The sequence below is a fragment of the Bradyrhizobium sp. CCBAU 11386 genome, from assembly GCF_028128955.1.
Taxonomy (GTDB): Bacteria; Pseudomonadota; Alphaproteobacteria; order Rhizobiales; family Xanthobacteraceae; genus Bradyrhizobium.
This window is the reverse complement of record NZ_LBKA01000231.1, coordinates 15529-30781: the sequence shown is the minus strand read 5'-3', so window position 1 is coordinate 30781 and position 15253 is coordinate 15529. Positions and strand designations below refer to the sequence as shown.

The window sequence follows — 15253 nt, the reverse complement described above, 5'->3', positions numbered from 1 at the left end:
TGTTTACTCGGTGCGAAGTTCATCTAAGTGCTGGATAATAAAGCTACACTTCGTTGCGACGCGAGGGGCGCTGTCTTTGGCCACATAGGTGCGCAGAGCATGTCCAATTGTTGAGCGATCTCCGCACCCCTTCAGCCTGGGGTTGAGGATAGTCAAAATCCTCGCTTGGCCTTGACGTGGAATACAGCTTGCTAACGCATCGAGCGCAACAAGACTGAGCGGACGACCGCTCGCAAGCCAACTCTGAACCCTGCTCCAGCCTAGATCGGAAAGCGATGCGAGCTGGCCCCAGGCAGCAGTGACATCCTCGCGCGGGACATTGATCTCGATCCAATCCAGCACCGCAGGTGCGCGAAACCACGAAAGTGCTGACATTTGCTTCTGCAGATCGCGGCCATGGAAAACTCGCAAAGCGTCGATCGTCTTGTGTAGTCCCTCAGGGGCGGCCAAACATTTTGCTGCCGCCTCGGCCCAGATGAACAGCGATCCATCACGACAAGCCCGGTCTGATTGCGCGCTTACCCACGGCGCAGCCGGGTCGCCCACCACATTCGCACACAGTCGAACCATCGTCTCCCATATATGGCGATTGCCCGCATTCGCGCGATCGACAATTGCGGCGAGAACCTTGCTGGCAACGAATGGCTTAAAGGCTTCAAATTCCTCCTTTCCGAGATGCCACCGCGTGATGCAGTAATCGATCAGGCGCTCAAGCGATCCAGCACACATTTCCAGAGTGGGAGCGTGGTTCTCCTCGGTCACGTAGTTGTCCACGTCCGGTTGGCAGGCCTGTCCATCCTGATCATAAAAATCATCATGCAGCAGGAATTTGGTCCAGCCATGCAAGGCAGCAAGATTGAACCATTCGATTGGCCGAAGTGCCCGACATCTCAGACGATCGGCGCATTCGTGACATAGTCTGTACGGCTCCAGAGGGTCATCGTCGCGAACCTCCTCAGCCGCCGGTACCCGACGGCACGCTTGGCAAAGCCAATGAACAGGAATTTCCTTGGTCATAGACCCATCGTTTAGCGAGTACGTGCTTAGGCAGGCTGGCGGATTATTGGGCAGATGAAATTCTTTGTCGCCCGACCTCGTAAGCCGCCACATGCGCGCGGGCCAGGTCCAGCAGTGGCGTGTCAATGTCCAGCACACGGGCACGATTGGCCATATCGCCGAGGATGTGCTCGGCCTCGGTGATCGAGCCGCGCTCGATATCGCGCAGCATCGAGGCCTTGAGCGGCGAGTCCAGGGTCGTGAAGAGCTTCCGATCAAACTCGATGAACGGAGCTCGCGGCTCAAAACCCGAAGCCGTCGCGACGGCGCAGCATTCCGCGAACAGGCGAAAGATCGACTGTTCGCCATTCGGCACGGCCAGAATGTCTCCGATACTCGCGCGCATCAGGCAGGTGATGCCGGCGAGCGTGCTGAGCTGGACGAACTTTTCCCACATGTCTTGCATGATCGCTTCGCTGGCGCGCACGTCGATGCCGGGGACCTGGAGAAGTGTCTCCAGCACGAGCGCACGCTCGCTCAACGAACCCTTGATCTCGCCAAAGACAATCGTCTGATTGGCCATGAACTGAATGACACGACCATCCGCATCGAGGCCGGCACTGACGTTCGCCAATCCGCCGAGGACGCGCGTCGCGCCGAACCGCGCGGTCAGAGCGTCAATATGTTTCAACCCGTTGAGTATCGGCAAAATCATCGTGTTGGCGCCAACTGCCGGGGCAAACTGGGCCATCGCATCGTCGAGCGAGTAGGATTTCACCCCGACGAGCACGACGTCGAACGGTTCCTCGAGATCACTTGCCAGGATGATCTTCGGCTGCACGGCAAAGTCGCCGTGCGGGCTCACAACTCTCAATCCATCCCGCCGCAATTGCTCCGCCCGCCCGGATCGCACAAGAAAAGTCACATCGCCGCCGGCTCGTTCCAGGCAAGCTCCGTAATAGCCTCCGAGCGCTCCTGCGCCGATCACCAGCACTCTCATTCGAACTCCCGTTGCAGAAGAACTGCTTCCGCAAAGACAATAACAGATGAGCCTCGCAATGACGACGTGGATAGAGCCGTTTCAGAAGACTTACCCTTTCGCCGCGGCCGACTTCATGCAACCTTCCCGCCATGCGCCGGATCATCGTCGTTGGCGGCCAGGGAAGCGGAAAGACGAGCCTTGCCCTGAAGCTCGGGCGAAAGCTTGGGCCGCCCGTGGTGCATCTCGACGTGCTCTACTGGCGCCCGGGCTGGAAGTCATCCGACACGGCGAGCTTTCGGACACGCGTTACTGAAGCGATCGCGAGCGACGATTCCGGGAATCCAGGGTTTTCTGGATTCAGTACCGATGCACGGCCAGTGATCCACGGCGATGGCGTCAGAAGGGACGACTAGGCCTTCTTCTGCGCGATGCTCGCGGCGAACGTCCTCATCAACGACGCATCCGCCGCCTCGCCCTTCGCGTCCTCGGCGAGATGCTCGAACCAGCGCGCAAAACCCTCGTAGATCTGGCTGGCGGGGTGATCGGCGCCGAGGAATCCGGAAATCTCCCGCATCTCCGCGACCCAGCGATAGGCCTTCGGAATCATGTCCGGCAGCGCGACTTCGAGCCGCGCCAGGACCGCGGGCTGGCTCAGCGCGAGCTCGTCGCGCAGCGCGTCCGCCGCGCCTGCTTTCGTTGCCGCGATCACCATGGCCGAACCGATGCCGGCGAGGCCCTTGACGATGCCGGCATAGGACATCTTCAAAGCCGACGCCGCGCCGACCGGGCCTTCGACGATCCGGACGTCGAGGCCGAGCTCCTTCAGAACCGCCACATCGCCAGCGTGCTCGCCGGACATGTAGAAGGCCGGGCTCTTGCCGCCGGGCTGCGGCGGGAAGCCGATGATGCCGGCATCGACGAACGGCGCCTGCGCCGAACCGATGATCTCCTCGATCCTGAGCACGGTGTCGACATTGACGGCGTTGCAGTCGACCACGACCGGCTTCTTCGCACGACGAACGATCAGCGCGGCCAGGCGCTCGGCGAGCGCCACCGCCTCGCCCGGCGGCACGATCGAGAGGATGATGTCGGCCTCGGCGATCGCCTCGTCCTCGGCGCCGATCATGCCGGCATCCGCCGCGCGTTTTTGCGTCGCCTCGCTCCGCCCCTTCAACGACGTCAGCACGCGCGCGCCGTTTTCGTTGAGGCGGCGGGCCACGGCGCTGCCCATGGCACCGGGCGCGAGGATCGCAATGGTTTTGGACATCGTGCACTCCAGGTCGAACACCGAGCGATACGCCCGGTTCAACCCGAAGAATAGCAGAGGATACGAGTCCCTGCGTGAGCGCGGCCATCCCGCAGGGGAATGGCCCTACTCCACCTTCGCAGGCTGGGGCTGAAGTGCCGATGCATTGGCGATGCGCGCGGCATTCGCCATGCCCGCGAGCGCCGCCGCCTTCTTCGGATCGGGCGCCGAGCCCGGCTGCACCACGCCGGCCGACATGATCAGGGTCGCGGCATCCTCGGTGCTCATGTCGACCTCGACGATCTTGCTCTTGGGCACGTAGAAGAAGAAGCCCGTGGTCGGGTTCGGCGAGCACGGCAGGAACACCGAGACGTGCTCCACCTGCCCCGGCAGGCTGCGCGCGACCTCTTCATTCGGCGACTGCGAGATCAGCACGATCGACCACATGCCCGGCGAGGGAAACTCGACCAGGCCGACCTTCCGGAAGCTCGAGCCCTTGCCCGAGAACAGCGTCTCGAACACCTGCTTCAGGCCGCGGTAGATGGCGCGCACCGCCGGGATCCGGCCGAGGAAGGTCTCGCCGACATCGACCAGCGTCCGGCCGATCAGATTGGCCGCGAGGAAGCCGACCAGCGTCAGCGTGAAGAATGCGACAATCAGTCCCCAGCCGGGAACGACATACGGCAGGTAGGTTTCCGGCCGGTAGGCCAGCGGCACGAACGGCCGCACCACGCCATCGACCCAGGTGACGAACCACCAGACCAGATAGAACGTGATCGCAATCGGCCCCGTCACCACGAGGCCGGTCAGGAAATAGTTGCGGAAGCGGCCAATCAGGCCGGTATGCGGTTCCGGGATCGGATCAAGCGGCGCAGGCGCGTCGTCGCGGGGGGTCATTCGGGTTCCAGGTCGGTCGCTACACTCAAGCTAGGGTTTTCTAGCAGGTTTTGGAAGAGCGCGGCCTGATCCGTTCTGCCTATTCCACGGTCACCGATTTCGCGAGGTTGCGCGGCTGGTCGACGTCGGTGCCCATGATGACGGCCGTGTGATAGGCGAGCAGCTGCACCGGGACGGCATAGACCATCGGCGTGAACGCCGCCGCCATGTCGGGCATGACGATGGTGACGAGCGACTCGACGGTCGCCTCCGCCGCGCCCTTGGCGTCGGTCATCAGGATGATCCTGCCGCCGCGGGCGGCGACCTCCTGCATGTTCGACACCGTCTTCTCGAACACCCGGTCGTGGGGTGCGATGACGACGACCGGCATGGTCTCGTCGATCAGCGCGATCGGGCCGTGCTTCAGCTCGCCGGCGGCGTAGCCCTCGGCGTGGATGTAGGAGATCTCCTTCAGCTTCAGCGCGCCTTCGAGCGCGAGCGGGAAGCTGGTGCCGCGGCCGAGATAGAGCACATCGCGCGATTTCGCGATCTCGCGCGCCAGCTTCTCGATCTGGAGCTCAGTGGTGAGCGCATCCGACATCAGGCGCGGGATCTCGACGAGGCCGTGAACGAGCCTGGTCTCGTCCTCGTCGGACAATTCGCCGCGGGCCTTGCCGGCCGCGATCGCAAGGTTTGCCAGCACCATCAGCTGGCAGGTGAAGGCCTTGGTCGAGGCAACGCCGATCTCGGGGCCGGCCAGCGTCTGCAGCACCGTCTCGCTCTCGCGCGCGATCGTCGAGGTCGGCACGTTGACCACGGCCACCGTGTGCACGCCCTCGGCCTTGGCATAGCGCAACGCCGCCAGCGTGTCGGCGGTCTCACCCGATTGCGAGATGAAGATGGCGAGATCGCCCTTGCGCAAGGGCGCTTCGCGGTAGCGGAATTCGGAGGCGACGTCGACCTCGACCGGCACGCGCGCGAAACGCTCGAACCAGTATTTGGCGACGAAGCCGGCATAGCTCGCGGTGCCGCAGGCGGTGATGTTGATGCGCTGGATGTTCTTGAAGTCGAACGGCAGCTTGACCGGCAGCGAGACGCGCTCGGTCGCCATGTCGACATAGCGCGCCAGCGTATGGCCCACCACTTCCGGCTGCTCGTGGATCTCCTTGGCCATGAAGTGGCGGTAATTGGCCTTGTCGACCAGCGAGGTCGATGCGGCGTGCTTGATCTTGTCGCGCTGGACCGCGTGGCCGTCCTTGTCGAAGATCGTTGCGCTCTTGCGGGTCAGTACGACCCAGTCGCCGTCCTCGAGATAGCTGATCGTGTCGGTGAACGGGCCGAGCGCGATGGCGTCGGAGCCGAGATACATCTCGCCGTCGCCATAGCCGATCGCGAGCGGCGGGCCGTTGCGCGCGCCGATCATCAGATCGTCATCGCCGGCGAAGATGAAGCCGAGCGCAAAGGCGCCGCGCAGCCGCGCCAGCGCCAGCTTCACCGCCTCGACCGGCTTGTTGCCGCGCGTGAGCAGGTCGTCGACGAGATGCAGCACGATCTCGGTGTCGGTCTCGGTGTGGAACACCGCGCCCTTCTTCTCGAGCTCCTCGCGCAGCTCGCGGAAATTCTCGATGATGCCGTTGTGGACCACGGCGACGCGCTCGGTCGCGTGCGGATGGGCGTTGTTGACGGTCGGCTTGCCGTGGGTGGCCCAGCGGGTGTGACCGATGCCGGTCGTGCCCTTGAGCGGCTCGGCCTCCAGCCGCTTCTCCAGATTCTTCAGCTTGCCCTCGGCGCGGCGGCGCTCGATATGCTTGCCCTCGAGCGTGGCGACGCCCGCGGAGTCATAGCCGCGATATTCAAGACGTTTGAGCGAATCCACCAATTGCTCTGCAACCGGTTCGCGCCCGAGAATGCCGACAATCCCGCACATGCGGATCACTATCCCCCAAATCGTCGAAAAATCGCCTAAACGACGCGCTCGGTTTTTAGCGAAGTTCCTAAGGAACCAGATACTCAATAATTATTGCTGATTGAGACAGCATCCGATCGGCACCATGTTCAGTCTGCGTCGATATGGCCGGCCTTAAACCGCGTACATTAACTTGTTGTCAATCAATTTGACCAACGATTCCGGTCAGGAGAACAAGGCCATGAAAGGCTCATCCGACCGCAAGGGTCTGTCGTCAATGTATCTGCGTGCCAGCGAGACCACGGGCACGCACCTCGCCCATTGGCCGCCGCCCCAGCGCGGCAAGGAAAGCAAGCCCGTCTTCGTCAAGCATCCGGAAGGCGAACCGGCCAAGCGCGCCAAGCCGCGCGGCTGGCGCCTGACCCGCGCCATCTTCTCCGAATTCGCCGACGACGAATAGCGTTCACTTCTCCGGCTTCTTGCCGCCCGTCTTCATCTCGCGATAGCGCGCCGCGCCGCCTTCCCTGATGGTCTGCTGGTTGCGCTCCAGCGCCATCGCATCGTCAGGCACGTCGCGCGTGATCACCGAGCCGGAGCCGATATAGGCGCCGTTGCCGATCTTCACCGGTGCCACCAGCGAGGAGTTACTGCCGACGAAGGCGCCCTGCCCGATCACCGTCTTGTGCTTCCTGAAGCCGTCGTAGTTGCAGGTGATGGTGCCGGCGCCGATGTTGGAATTGGCGCCGACGGTGGCATCGCCAATGTAGGAGAGATGGTTGACCTTGACGCCGGCCTCCAGCGTCGCCGCCTTGGTCTCCACGAAATTGCCGATCCGCGCACCGTCGCCGAGCGAGGTGCCGGGGCGCAGCCGCGCATAGGGTCCGATCGAGACGTTCCTGCCGAGCCTGGTCTCGACGATGTGCGAGAAGGAATGGATCACCGTGCCGTCGGCAATCGAGACGCCCGGGCCGATCACCACGAACGGCTCGATCGTCACGTCCTTGCCGAACACGGTGTCGGCGGACAGATAAACGGTCTCGGGCGCGATCAGCGTCACGCCGGCCTCCATCGCGGCTTTGCGCAACCGCGCCTGCATCACGCCTTCGGCTTCCGCGAGCTGCGCCTTGGTGTTGATGCCGCGCACCTCGTCCTCGCTGGTCTCGATCACCACGGACTCCCATCCCTGTTCGCGGACGATCTCGACCGCATCCGTCAGATAATATTCGCCCTTGGAATTCGCATTGCCGATCTTGTCGAGGATCGCGAGCGCGCGGCGTCCGTCGATCGCCATCACGCCGGCATTGCACAGATCGATCTTGCGTTCTGCTTCGCTGGCATCGGCCTGCTCGCGGATCGCGACCAGGCGGTTGCCCTCGACGATGAAGCGGCCATAGCCGGTGGGATCGGCGGCGCGGAAGCCGAGCGCGGCGATCGCGGCGCCGTTGGCCAGCGGCGCACGCAGTCGCGCAAAGGTCTCGGCCGAAATCAGCGGCGTGTCGCCGAAGGCGACCAACAGATCGTCCACGCCCCGCGCGATCGCCTCGCGCGCCGCCAGCACCGCATGCGCGGTGCCGAGCCGTTCGGCTTGCACGAAAGTGAGCGCGTCGGGGCGGATGCGCCTTGCCTCATCGGCCACCGCCTGATGATCCGGGCCGATCACGACGGCGAGCGCGGTGCCGGTTCCCTTGGGGGCGGCGGCGAGCACATGGGCTAGCAGCGTCTGGTGGGCGACGGGATGCAGCACTTTCGGCAGGTGTGAGCGCATGCGCGTGCCTTCGCCGGCGGCGAGCACGATCGTGAGGCTGGAGCGGGCGGTCATCGCAATCCTGTCAGATACGGCCGAATCAACTGCGCGGCAGGCGGCGGGCCGCCCTCATGCTGCCCGCCTTGCTACCCCCGCAAACGCCCGGAGTTCAAGTGCGAGGCGCATTTCCTGTTAATGTTCCCTGATTGATTCGGGGAAGCTGGACGGGGCTGGGCACTTAACGTTCATGGCAAAGGATTCCGACCCACTGGCGGATGCCTTCGGCACCAAGGAGACTGGCGGGCTGTTCTCCGGACTTTTGGCCGAGGAAAGCGCGTTCGACCGCCGCATGATGTGGCGGCTGGGCTCTTGGGGCGTTGCGGCCGTCGGCGCCGTCGTCATCGCGGTGATGGCCAACCAGGCTCAGCTCGGCTGGCGGCGCGACCAGGTGGCGTCCGCCGATCTCGCGCGCCAGGCCGACCGGCTCCAGCTGCTGACCAGGGAAAGCCAGAACGAGGCGCGCCGCCTCGCCGCCGCCGTCGAGACGCTGAACACCGATCGCGACCGGCTCTATTCGCGCGTCACCGTGCTGGAGCGAGGGCTCGATTCCGTCACCGGCGCCATCGCCAGGCAGAGCGCAAAGCCGCAGGACACGCCGGCGCCGGACGCACAGCCCGCGGCGCCCAGCGTCGCGCCGGTCGCCTCGATGCCGGCACCATCCAGCGACAAGCCGCGCGCGGCAGCCGCCAAGGAACTTTCGAAGGAACAGGCGAAGGAGCCGACAAAGGACATTGCGAAGGACGCCGCAAAGGAGCCGTCGAGCCCGCCGCCGCAGAGCGCGGCCGCGGCCTCCCTCGTGCAGCAGTCGCCGGCGACGACATCGGCGCTGCCGATGCTTCCGCTGGTGCCCTCCAAGTCGATCATGGCGCCGCCTGATCCGGCTGCGTCGAAACTGATTCAACCCGAGACGGCTGAGAAGACAACCGAGAAGGCCACGGAGAAGAAGCCCGAGCCGGCGCCCGCCCCGACCGAAGTCGCGGCCGCATCAGCCAAGCCTTCGGAGGCAACTGAAAGCGAGGCTCCCGCGATCGCCGTTCAGCAGACGCGCTTCGCGATCGATCTCGGCGGCGCCAACTCGATCGACGGCCTGCGCGCGCTCTGGCGCGGCGTGACCAAATCCAATCCGGAGATCGCAGCGCTGCGGCCGATCATCATGATCAAGGAAGGCACCACCGGCCTTGGCATGCAGCTGCGCCTGGGTGCCGGCCCGCTGATCAACGCCGCCGCAGCAGCAAAGCTCTGCGCGGGCCTCGCCGAGAACGAGCGTCACTGCGAGACCACCGTGTTCGACGGCCAGCGGCTGTCGATGCGCGGTGGTTCGGAGAAGGGACAAGAAAAGTCTCAGGACAGGGTTCAGGAAAAGAACGCCGAGAAGACCCCGGACGCCGCGCCGCAAGCCGAGACGGCACCTGCGCCCGCACCCGCCGCCAAGCCGGACAAGCGCCGCCGCAGCTATTCCTCGAAGCGCTCATCAAAGCGCGAGGAGCCCGCGCCTGCACCTGCGGCGCAACCGGCAGCGCCGGCCAAGCCGGAGACGGCGTCGGCGGGATCGACGTTGTCGTCGTTCTTCAGGCGGTAGGGAATGGTGCGTGCCGACGAGCCAAAGGTCCTGACTGCACTGCCAGTCTAACGGCTTGCGAGCGACGGACAGAAAAGTTGGTCGCCCCTGTTGCCCCCTCCCGCCATCCCGACCATATTGCGCCCATGACAAAAAAGCCCTTCCGCCTCTCGCCCTACCAGGTGCAGTTCCTGATCGTCGTCGGCTTCACCTCCGTCGGCTGCGCGCTCTATGTGCGCTATCTCGCGATCGAGTTCTCGCAAGTCGCGCTCGCCTGCGATGCCGGGCTTCAGACCCTGATGTGCAAGGCGCGTTCGGTCTCGACCGTGCTGTTCAAGAATTCGGTGTTCGGCATCGTCGCGCTGGTGGTTGCGACGCTGAACCTGATGCGGCCGTCGATCGTGCTGCTCACCGTCGGCATCATCGCCGCCGGCCTCGGCATCGTGCTCTACAATGTCGTGCTGTCGGGCCTGGCGATCGGCCTGCTCATTCTTGGCTTTGCTCGGCCCGCGCCCGCCACAGCGTGAGCGCGAACAAGAGATACATCGCGCAGGTCCACAGCGACTGCCAGTTGTCGCGGCCTTCGTTGAAGAGCACATAGGCGGCCGACAGCGCCAGCACGCCCGCGAACACCGCTTCCGCGATCGGACGCACGCCGATCTGCGGACGGTTCAGCATCAGGATCGCGAACGGCACCACCGCCATCGTCAGCGAGGCATAGGGGAAATCCTTGTAGCGCGGGTCGAACACGAAGCCGAGCGCGGTCTGTGCCGCGATCACCGCCGCCACCGCCAGCGTCAGGCCGAGCACGGCGGTGAGCTTTGACCATTTCCGTCCCTCGCTCGGGCCGAGCAGATCGAGGAAGGTCGGCAGGCTGCGGCCGATTACCAGCGCCTGCGCGCAGAAGATCGGCGACAGGATCCCGGCCGCGAGCAGCGTGCCCCACAGCAGCCAGCCGCCGATGCCGTAGCTCTCGTAAAACACCTTGTCGGCGCCGACGCCGAGCAGGCTACCTGCCGTCGTCGCCGAGATGGCAACGCCGAGCCAGGCCGAGAAGCGCGGCGTCCAGGGCCGCCGGCGCAGCGTGATCAGCGCGACCGCGAACACCAGCACACTGAGGCCCATGCCCGCGCCCATGTACCATTTCCAGTACGGGAAATTGCTGATCGGCTCGCCCGGCGGATATTTCAGGCTCCGCCGCACCGAGTCGTACAGGCCCCAATAGCCGCCGACGGTGCCTTCCAGCCTGCGCTTCCACGGCTGGTCATAGGACTCGATCAGATTGACGCGAAACTTCTGCGCCTTCGCCAGGCTCAGGATTTCCGAGACGACGCGCGCCTGGTTGGTGCGCGACGGCAGCGCGCCGTCGCGCATGCGGCCCTCGCTCGGCCAGCCGGTTTCGCCGATCAGGATCTCCTTGCCGGGAAACGCCACGGCCATGCGCTCGCGGATCGTCTCGACATGGGCGCTGGCGAATTTCGCCTTCACCGGGAAATCCTCCCAATAGGGCAGGATATGGATCGTGACGAAGTCGACCGCGTCGTAGACTTCGCGGTTCTTCAGCCAGTACTCCCACACATCGGCATAGGTGACGGGCACGCGGACCTGCGGCTTCACCGAGCGGATGATGGAGACGAGGTCCGCCGTCGTCATCTCGCCGCGCAGCAGCACCTCGTTGCCGACGACGAGCGCGGTGATGAGGTCGGGGAATTCCTTGGTGAGGCGAACGGCGAGCGCGACCTGCTCAAAGTTCTTGGTGCGGTTGCTGGAGAGCCAGATGCCCTGGAGCACCTTGAGCCCGCCGACCTTTGCGGCGATCGCCGGAACCTGGTCGAGCCCGTTCTCCATCGAATAGGTGCGGACGCAGTCGGTGATCTCCTTGAGCTGGCGCAGGTCCTGCTCGATCTGGTCGGCCTCGATATGGGTCCATGCGTCCAGCGGCGACTGTTCGCCGCGGAACGGCGCGTAGGAGACGCACTGAACCTTGTCGGCGGGATCGATCGGGGCGCGCGCGAGCGTGATTGGCGTGGCCAGCCACCACCACACGGCAGCAATCGCACCCAGTGAAACGAGCAGAAGCGCCAGTGGCGTACGAAGTGAAATCGGTTCCGTCCTCCGCGAAGCGCCGTCGATTACCTGCTCGCGAGCCGTCTGCCAAGGGGGGTGGCTCGAAGCGGATCCATCCCTCCCCCAAGGAATTTACCTGCGGCCGTTCGACAGGGCCTTAGGATCGTGACTTTGCTGGACAAAATTCGAAATACAGGTCATGGGATTCCGCGGGAATTTTCCGCCGCATTGGAGACCCATTTGGACGCCATCACCGACGCGTCCGCGGGATCCTGACGCGGGCGGTCAGCGGAGAAGTTGGGGAATTCATGCGGCAACGGGTGCGTCAGTCACGAAATGCGGTCCTGCGGCAGTTCGCCGCCACCTTGGCCGTGACCTCTCTTCTGGCCCTGGCTGGTCTCGGCGGCGCCTCCGCCCAGAGCGGCGCGCCCGCCCCCGATCAGGGCAAGGCCGCCGCCCAACCCGCCGACGCTGCCGCCAAGGACGCCGCCCAGAACCAGCGCCGCACCGACGAGTTCGCCGAGGCCGCCCAGGTCATCAACGGCCCGGCCGGCAACCCCGAATGCGTCTGGCTCGGCCGGCGCGTGGTACGGCTGATGTGGCGGGACGACCTCGATACCGCGTTCCGTCATCTCGACCTCTACGACCGCTTCGGCTGCCCCGGCGGCCACATCCAGGCCGCCTTCCGCTGCCTGACCCGCTTCGGCGGCCAGATCGATCCCAAGGTCGCCGAGACCCTGGACAGCCGTGTGCATGCTTGCTGGATTAATCCGGCCTCCCAGCCGCAGCAGGCGGCGGCCGCGGCCTCCCAGCCAGCAGCGCCGACATCAGGCAATGCGCAGGCACCGCAGCCCGCCGCGAGCCCCTCGCCTGCGGCAAGTCCGACGCCGGCGCCCCAGAAATAGAAGCGGGTCGCTTCAGCCTCCGTTCAGGAACGATCGGCCATAGAAACGATTGGCACTGCCACGCGTTTTTGGAAAAAGGCCATGCCCTCGTAAGGACATGAGGCCATGACAGTTGTGAAACCGCGCGGCAGAGGTATGCTCCATTTGCCGCGGACTCGGTCGGATCTCGGGGTCAGATCCGCTTCCCTGCCACCTCAACCCCTTTTGGTTTAGCCGCGATGCGCGTTGTCGCCGCCGTTCTGTTGCTTGTGTCCGCACTTCACGCTGGGCTGTGGGGAGTCCTGCGCGACAAGGAACCCGCGCCCGACTTCAGGGGCCTGCTCCCCAGCGTCTCCTACGCGCCGTTCGAAGGCTCGGCCCACCCCGACATCGACAACATCCCGACGGTGGAGAAAATCCGCGCCGACCTGAAGACGCTGTCGACGATGACGCGCGCGATCCGCCTCTATTCGTCCACCGGCGGCGTGGAACTGGTGCCGGCGATCGCGGCCGAGTTCGGTCTCAAAGTCACCGTCGGCGCCTGGATCGACAAGGACAAGGATCGCAACGAGCGCGAGATCAAGGCCGCCATCGAACTCGCCCGCAAGAACAGCAACGTCGTCGGCGTCGTGGTCGGCAACGAGGTGATCTACCGCGGCGAGCAGAAGGTCGAAGACCTCATCGACATGATCAAGAAGGTCAAGGGCTCGGTCCGCGTGCCCGTCACGACCGGCGAGATCTGGAACATCTGGCGCGACAATCCCGACCTGGCCTCCAACGTCGATTTCATCGCCGCGCACGTGCTGCCCTATTGGGAAAACTTCCGCTCGGACCAGGCGGTCGACCAGGCCGTCGACCGCTACAACCTGTTGCGCAACCTGTTCCCCGGCAAGCGCATCGTGATCGCCGAGTTCGGCTGGCCGAGCCAGGGCTACAACCTGCGCAACGCCGACCCCGGTCCGTTCCAGCAGGCGCTGACCTTGCGCAACTTCGTCAGCCGCGCCGAAGCCATCGGCATGGAATACAACATCGTCGAGGCGATCGATCAGCCCTGGAAATTCTTCGAAGGCGGCGTCGGTCCGTACTGGGGCATCCTCAACGCCAGCCGCGAGCCGAAATTCGCCTGGACCGGCCCGGTCGAGAACCCTGATTATTGGAAGCTGATGACGATCGCGCTGCTGGTCGGCGTCCTCTTGTCGCTGCCGATCCTGCGGCTGCAGCAGCCGACCGCCAAGCAGGCGTTCCTGCTGTCGGCAACCGCCAACGGCGTCGGTGCCTGGGCCGCCACCGTGTTCGCGTTCTGGAACGGGCACTATTTCATCTTCGGCTCGGCCTTCGCGCTGACGCTCGGCATGATCCTGCTTGTTCCGCTGGTGCTGATCGCGATGGCGCGCATCGACGAGATCGCGGCTGTGGCCTTCGGCCGGCCGCCGCAGCGGCTGCTCGCCAAGGGCAAACCGGTCGAGAACGTTCCCGAGAATTACTACCCGAAGGTCTCGATCCACATCCCGGCCTACTTCGAGCCGGTCGAGATGCTCAAGCAGACGCTCGATGCGCTGTCGCGGCTGAACTACCCGAACTACGAATGCGTGGTCATCATCAACAACACGCCGGATCCCGCCTTCTGGCAGCCGATCCAGGACCATTGCCGCGCGCTCGGTGAACGCTTCAAGTTCATCAACGCCGAGAAGGTGCAGGGCTTCAAGGCCGGCGCGCTGCGCATCGCGATGGACCGCACCGCCGTCGATGCCGAGATCATCGGCATCCTCGATGCCGACTATGTCGTCGACCCCGACTGGCTGAAGGACCTCGTGCCGGCTTTCGCCGACCCGCGCGTCGGCCTCGTGCAGGCGCCGCAGGAACATCGCGACGGCGATCTGTCGATCATGCACTACATCATGAACGGCGAATATGCCGGCTTCTTCGACATCGGCATGGTCCAGCGCAACGAAGCCAACGCCATTATCGTGCACGGTACGATGTGCCTGATCCGCCGCGCCGCGATGGACATGGCCGGCGGCTGGTCGAGCGACACGATCTGCGAGGATTCAGATCTCGGCCTTGCGATCCAGGAACTCGGCTGGGTCACGCATTACACCAACCACCGCTACGGCCAGGGCCTGCTGCCCGACACCTACGAGGCCTTCAAGAAGCAGCGTCACCGCTGGGCCTATGGCGGCCTCCAGATCGTGAAGAAGCACTGGCGGCACTTCCTGCCCGGCCGGAGCCGGCTGACGCCGGACCAGAAGCGCGAATATGGCCTCGGCTGGCTGAACTGGCTGGGCGCCGAAAGCCTCGGCGTGGTCGTGGCGCTGCTCAATCTCGTCTGGGTGCCGATCGTCGCCTTTGCCGACATCGCCATCCCCGACAAGATCCTGACGCTGCCGATCATCGGCGCCTTCGTCGTCTCGCTGGCGCATTTCCTGTCGATGTACCGCGCACGCGTCGCGATCAAACCCGGCCAGATGCTCGGCGCGATGATCGCGGCGATGAGCGTGCAATGGACGGTGTCGCGCGCGGTGGCGCAGGGACTGATCACCGAGCACATCGCGTTCGCGCGCACCTCCAAGGGCGGGCTGTCCAGGATGTCGATCGAGTTCCAGGCGTTCTGGGAGGCCGTGATCGGCGCCCTGCTCCTGATCGGCGCCGGCGTGCTGATCGCCTCCAACAGTTTCCGGCAGATCACCGAGATCTACGTCTTCGCCGGCGTGCTGGTGCTGCAAAGCCTGCCGTTCCTGGCCGCGGTCGCGATCGCCATCCTCGAGCTCAGCCGCATCAACTCGTTCCAGTTCTGGCGCGACAGCGCGATCCGCACCGCCGAGCTGATCGGCCTGCGCCCGGTCGCACTGCCGACCCCCGCCGGCACGCCGCAAGCCGTGCCGAACGAGGTCCGGCGCGAGGCAAACTGACGGGACGAACGCCTCGCGGCGCGGG

The 15253-nt window shown here is 64.9% G+C and carries 13 protein-coding genes; 6 read left to right on the top strand and 7 right to left on the bottom strand.

What is annotated here, in order from left to right; all coding sequences use genetic code 11:
• Positions 1-3: 3 nt before the first annotated feature.
• Positions 4-1017 (bottom strand): hypothetical protein, encoded by a 1014-nt coding sequence (locus XI09_RS22570; RefSeq protein ID WP_271568808.1) that lies wholly within the window; start codon positions 1015-1017, stop codon positions 4-6.
• 43 nt (positions 1018-1060) lie between these two features.
• The gene (panE, locus tag XI09_RS22565) at positions 1061-1996 is read right to left on the bottom strand and encodes a 2-dehydropantoate 2-reductase (RefSeq protein ID WP_271568807.1); all 936 of its coding nucleotides are present in this window, start codon (positions 1994-1996) and stop codon (positions 1061-1063) included.
• 131 nt (positions 1997-2127) lie between these two features.
• Here panE and XI09_RS22560 point away from each other — a divergent pair, with 131 nt between their 5' ends.
• A complete protein-coding gene (locus XI09_RS22560) occupies positions 2128-2391 on the top strand; it encodes a hypothetical protein (RefSeq protein ID WP_271568806.1) in 264 nt (87 codons plus the stop codon).
• On the opposite strand, the gene XI09_RS22555 is transcribed toward XI09_RS22560, so the two are convergent.
• The 3 genes from XI09_RS22555 to glmS all read right to left on the bottom strand — a co-directional run bounded on the left by XI09_RS22555 (position 2388) and on the right by glmS (position 6027).
• The gene (locus XI09_RS22555) at positions 2388-3245 is read right to left on the bottom strand and encodes an NAD(P)-dependent oxidoreductase (protein WP_271568805.1); all 858 of its coding nucleotides are present in this window, start codon (positions 3243-3245) and stop codon (positions 2388-2390) included. The two genes, XI09_RS22560 and XI09_RS22555, sit on opposite strands and share 4 nt — an antisense overlap.
• Before the next feature lie 105 nt (positions 3246-3350).
• Positions 3351-4121, bottom strand: a complete 771-nt coding sequence (locus XI09_RS22550; RefSeq protein WP_271568804.1) for a DUF502 domain-containing protein — start codon at positions 4119-4121, stop codon at positions 3351-3353.
• Positions 4122-4200: 79 nt separating this feature from the next.
• Complete coding sequence (gene glmS, locus XI09_RS22545; protein ID WP_271568803.1) at positions 4201-6027, bottom strand: glutamine--fructose-6-phosphate transaminase (isomerizing); 1827 nt, start codon at positions 6025-6027, stop codon at positions 4201-4203.
• Between the two features lie 220 nt (positions 6028-6247).
• On the opposite strand from glmS, the gene XI09_RS22540 reads away from it, so the two are divergent.
• Complete coding sequence (locus XI09_RS22540) at positions 6248-6466, top strand: hypothetical protein (protein ID WP_271568802.1); 219 nt, start codon at positions 6248-6250, stop codon at positions 6464-6466.
• Between the two features lie 3 nt (positions 6467-6469).
• Here the strand turns inward: XI09_RS22540 and glmU are convergent, their stop codons facing one another.
• Positions 6470-7825, bottom strand: coding sequence for a bifunctional UDP-N-acetylglucosamine diphosphorylase/glucosamine-1-phosphate N-acetyltransferase GlmU (gene glmU, locus XI09_RS22535; protein WP_271568801.1), 1356 nt, complete (start codon positions 7823-7825; stop codon positions 6470-6472).
• A 172-nt stretch (positions 7826-7997) separates the two neighbouring features.
• Between glmU and XI09_RS22530 the strand changes: the two genes are divergently transcribed.
• Together XI09_RS22530 and XI09_RS22525 are read left to right on the top strand one after the other, a co-directional pair.
• Positions 7998-9389 carry a hypothetical protein gene (locus XI09_RS22530; protein WP_271568800.1) on the top strand — a complete coding sequence of 464 codons (1392 nt, stop codon included), beginning with the start codon at positions 7998-8000 and terminating at the stop codon, positions 9387-9389.
• Positions 9390-9514: 125 nt separating this feature from the next.
• Positions 9515-9895, top strand: a complete 381-nt coding sequence (locus tag XI09_RS22525) for a hypothetical protein (protein ID WP_271568799.1) — start codon at positions 9515-9517, stop codon at positions 9893-9895.
• On the opposite strand, the gene XI09_RS22520 is transcribed toward XI09_RS22525, so the two are convergent.
• Positions 9855-11414 carry a glycoside hydrolase family 17 protein gene (locus XI09_RS22520; RefSeq protein WP_271568798.1) on the bottom strand — a complete coding sequence of 520 codons (1560 nt, stop codon included), beginning with the start codon at positions 11412-11414 and terminating at the stop codon, positions 9855-9857. The genes XI09_RS22525 and XI09_RS22520 overlap by 41 nt on opposite strands.
• Positions 11415-11743: 329 nt before the next feature.
• Here XI09_RS22520 and XI09_RS22515 point away from each other — a divergent pair, with 329 nt between their 5' ends.
• Both XI09_RS22515 and XI09_RS22510 read left to right on the top strand, forming a co-directional pair.
• The gene (locus XI09_RS22515) at positions 11744-12340 is read left to right on the top strand and encodes a beta-1-3, beta-1-6-glucan biosynthesis protein (RefSeq protein ID WP_271568797.1); all 597 of its coding nucleotides are present in this window, start codon (positions 11744-11746) and stop codon (positions 12338-12340) included.
• A gap of 218 nt (positions 12341-12558) precedes the next feature.
• Complete coding sequence (locus tag XI09_RS22510; protein ID WP_271568796.1) at positions 12559-15228, top strand: glycosyltransferase; 2670 nt, start codon at positions 12559-12561, stop codon at positions 15226-15228.
• Positions 15229-15253: the final 25 nt, after the last annotated feature.

Excerpts from the sequence above, each read along its gene's own strand:
- XI09_RS22570 (WP_271568808.1), bottom strand. The coding sequence starts at position 1,017 with ATGACCAAGGAAATTCCTGTTCATTGGCTTTGCCAAGCGTGCCGTCGG.
- panE (WP_271568807.1), bottom strand. The coding sequence starts at position 1,996 with ATGAGAGTGCTGGTGATCGGCGCAGGAGCGCTCGGAGGCTATTACGGA.
- XI09_RS22560 (WP_271568806.1), top strand. The coding sequence starts at position 2,128 with ATGCGCCGGATCATCGTCGTTGGCGGCCAGGGAAGCGGAAAGACGAGC.
- XI09_RS22555 (WP_271568805.1), bottom strand. The coding sequence starts at position 3,245 with ATGTCCAAAACCATTGCGATCCTCGCGCCCGGTGCCATGGGCAGCGCC.
- XI09_RS22550 (WP_271568804.1), bottom strand. The coding sequence starts at position 4,121 with ATGACCCCCCGCGACGACGCGCCTGCGCCGCTTGATCCGATCCCGGAA.
- glmS (WP_271568803.1), bottom strand. The coding sequence starts at position 6,027 with ATGTGCGGGATTGTCGGCATTCTCGGGCGCGAACCGGTTGCAGAGCAA.
- XI09_RS22540 (WP_271568802.1), top strand. The coding sequence starts at position 6,248 with ATGAAAGGCTCATCCGACCGCAAGGGTCTGTCGTCAATGTATCTGCGT.
- glmU (WP_271568801.1), bottom strand. The coding sequence starts at position 7,825 with ATGACCGCCCGCTCCAGCCTCACGATCGTGCTCGCCGCCGGCGAAGGC.
- XI09_RS22530 (WP_271568800.1), top strand. The coding sequence starts at position 7,998 with ATGGCAAAGGATTCCGACCCACTGGCGGATGCCTTCGGCACCAAGGAG.
- XI09_RS22525 (WP_271568799.1), top strand. The coding sequence starts at position 9,515 with ATGACAAAAAAGCCCTTCCGCCTCTCGCCCTACCAGGTGCAGTTCCTG.
- XI09_RS22515 (WP_271568797.1), top strand. The coding sequence starts at position 11,744 with ATGCGGCAACGGGTGCGTCAGTCACGAAATGCGGTCCTGCGGCAGTTC.
- XI09_RS22510 (WP_271568796.1), top strand. The coding sequence starts at position 12,559 with ATGCGCGTTGTCGCCGCCGTTCTGTTGCTTGTGTCCGCACTTCACGCT.